Origin of the sequence: Promicromonospora kroppenstedtii DSM 19349, assembly GCF_000515355.1 — a bacterium.
GTDB classification, from domain to species: domain Bacteria; phylum Actinomycetota; class Actinomycetes; order Actinomycetales; family Cellulomonadaceae; genus Promicromonospora; species Promicromonospora kroppenstedtii.
Window position 1 is genome coordinate 1 of the sequence record NZ_KI911629.1, and the last position, 2,394, is coordinate 2,394.

At 71.0% G+C, this 2,394-nt stretch carries 3 protein-coding genes; 1 reads left to right on the forward strand and 2 read right to left on the reverse strand.

Annotated features, from left to right (window positions below):
- Both PROKR_RS06030 and xylA read right to left on the reverse strand, forming a co-directional pair.
- The coding region (locus PROKR_RS06030) for an FGGY family carbohydrate kinase (protein WP_036960681.1) at positions 1 to 729 on the reverse strand (729 nt) is incomplete at its 3' end.
- A 166-nt stretch (positions 730 to 895) separates the two neighbouring features.
- Positions 896 to 2,050, reverse strand: coding sequence for a xylose isomerase (gene xylA / locus PROKR_RS06035; RefSeq protein ID WP_036960683.1), 1,155 nt, complete (start codon positions 2,048 to 2,050; stop codon positions 896 to 898).
- 90 nt (positions 2,051 to 2,140) lie between these two features.
- On the opposite strand from xylA, the gene PROKR_RS34020 reads away from it, so the two are divergent.
- The coding region (locus PROKR_RS34020) for a MarR family transcriptional regulator (protein WP_036960686.1) at positions 2,141 to 2,394 on the forward strand (254 nt) is incomplete at its 3' end.

Genomic DNA, 2,394 nt, shown 5'->3' on the forward strand with positions numbered 1-2,394 from the left:
GCCGTCGACCGCCGAACCCGCGACGTCCGGGTGCGCGACGGCGCCCGCCTCGGCCACTCCGACCACGCGCGGCAGCGCGACATCGGTCCGGCCCAGGGCGCGCTCCAGCAGGTCGGGCCGGTACTCGCCGACGGCGGCGTCGTAGTACCCGGTGCCCGAGGCGTCCGAGCGGTCGGTGAACAGCTTGTCGAGCTGCGGCCCCAGGGGGGCGGTCGGGTCGCCTGCGGGGCCGTAGCCCGCGATGCGCCACGACAGCCAGTCGTGGGGGAGCGCGACGGCGGCGACGCGCGCGGCGTTCTCCGGCTCGTTGTCGCGCAGCCAGCGCAGCTTGGTGATGGTGAGCGACGCGACCAGCACGGAGCCGACGGCGTCGGCCCAGGCCTGCGCGCCCGCGGTGCGGTCGCCGTCGCCGAGCTCGCTGATCAGGGCCTCGGCCGACGGTGCGGAGCGGGTGTCGTTCCAGAGCAGCGCGGGGCGCACGACGTTGCCGTCGGCGTCGAGGGTGACCATGCCGTGCTGCTGGCCGCCCACGGAGATCGCGGCGACGTCGGACAGGCCGCCGGCGGCGGCTGCCGCCTCCTGGAAGGCGTCCCACCAGTGCTGCGGGTCCACCTCCGTGCCGTCCGGGTGCTTGGCGGAACCGGTGCGGACCAGCGCGCCGGTGTCGGCGTCGCGCACGACGATCTTGCAGGACTGCGTGGACGTGTCCACGCCGGCGACGAGGGGCATCGGTGCTCCAGGGGGTGGTTCGTAGGAAGAGGCGCCTGACACGCTACAGCGTCGGTCCGACGTCTTGGCCGCTCCCCTTTGAGGCCCGAGTTTCTTCGCTCTGAGCCGTGTCAGAGCGAAGAAACCCGGGCCTCGAAGAGGTGATGCCGGCCGCGATCAGGCCAGGTCAGCCGATCAGGTGCTTCAGGGCGAGCTGGTGCAGGCGGACCAGGCCGTAGTCCTTCTCGGCAAGGGCGTCGACGTCGGGGTCGGCCTCGGCGAGGAACGAGTCGAACGACTCGCCCTCGGCCAGCGTCGACTGGCCCAGCTCGATGATCCCGGCGTGTTCGAAGGCGGCCTGGACCTCGGGGTCCTCGCGGTACTGCTTCGCCTTGGCGGCGAGCATGTCGTAGGTCTCCATGTTGGCCTTGGCCGACTCCCACACGCCGTCGAGGTACTCGGTGCGCGACGGCTTGTAGTCGAAGTGGCGGTAGCCCTCGAAGCGCGGCCCGCCGTTCGGGAAGCCGTTCTCCAGCAGGTCAACAGTGAAGAACGCGGAGAGCAGGTCGCCGTGCCCGAACACGAGGTCCTGGTCGTACCTGGGGCCGTGCTGGCCGTTCAGGTCGATGTGGAACAGCTTGCCGAGGTACAGCGCCAGCGCGATGCCGTGCGTGTAGTTGAGGCCCGCCATCTGCTCGTGGCCCGTCTCCGGGTTGATGCCCACGATGTCGCCGTTGTCGAGCGAGTTGATCAGCGCGATGGCGTGGCCGATGGTCGGCAGGAAGATGTCGCCGCGCGGCTCGTTCGGCTTGGGCTCGAGCGCGATCTTGAGCCCGTAGCCCTTCTCCTTGATGTACGAGGCGACGGTGTCGATGCCCTCGGCGTAGCGCGCGTGCGCGGCGTGCAGGTCCTTCGAGTTGTCGTACTCCGTGCCCTCGCGGCCACCCCACATGACGAAGGTGGAGGCGCCCATGTCGGCGGCCAGGTCCACGTTGCGCAGCACCTTGCGCAGGCCGAAGCGGCGCACCTCGCGGTTGTTCGAGGTGAACGCGCCGTCCTTGAAGACCGGGTGCGTGAAGGTGTTGGTCGTCACCGTGGTGCAGACCAGGCCGGTGTCGGCGGAGGCCTTCTTGACGGAGTCGATGTGCTTCTGGCGCGCGGCGTCGTCCGAACCGAAGGGGAAGACGTCGTTGTCGTGGAACGTGAAGCCGGCGGCCCCGAGGTCCGCGAGCTTGCGGATGGACTCGGCGGGGTCCAGGTCGGGCCGGGTCGCCGTGCCGAACGGGTCGTTGCCGGGCCAGCCGACGGTCCACAGGCCGAACGAGTACTTGATGTCGCTCACGGGGTCTCCTCGTCGAGGGCGGCCCCGGCATGCGGCGCCGCATTAGTTGTACGACTGAACTATTACCCGGCCCTCGGCTACAGTCAAGGCGTGACCACCGCCGGGACCGCCCACGACACCTCTACGCGGACGGGCCCCGCCGCGGCCCGCCAGCACTCCTTGCGCGAGCACAACCTGGAGATCGTCGCCCGCGCGGTGTTCGAGGGGCCTGAACCACTGTCCCGCGCGGGGGTGGCGGCCGCGACCGGTCTGGCCCGCGCCACGGTGTCCACGCTGGTGGACCAGCTCGTGGCCGCCCGACTGGTGCGTGAGCTGCCCGCCGTGACCGGCGGCCGGGCCGGCCG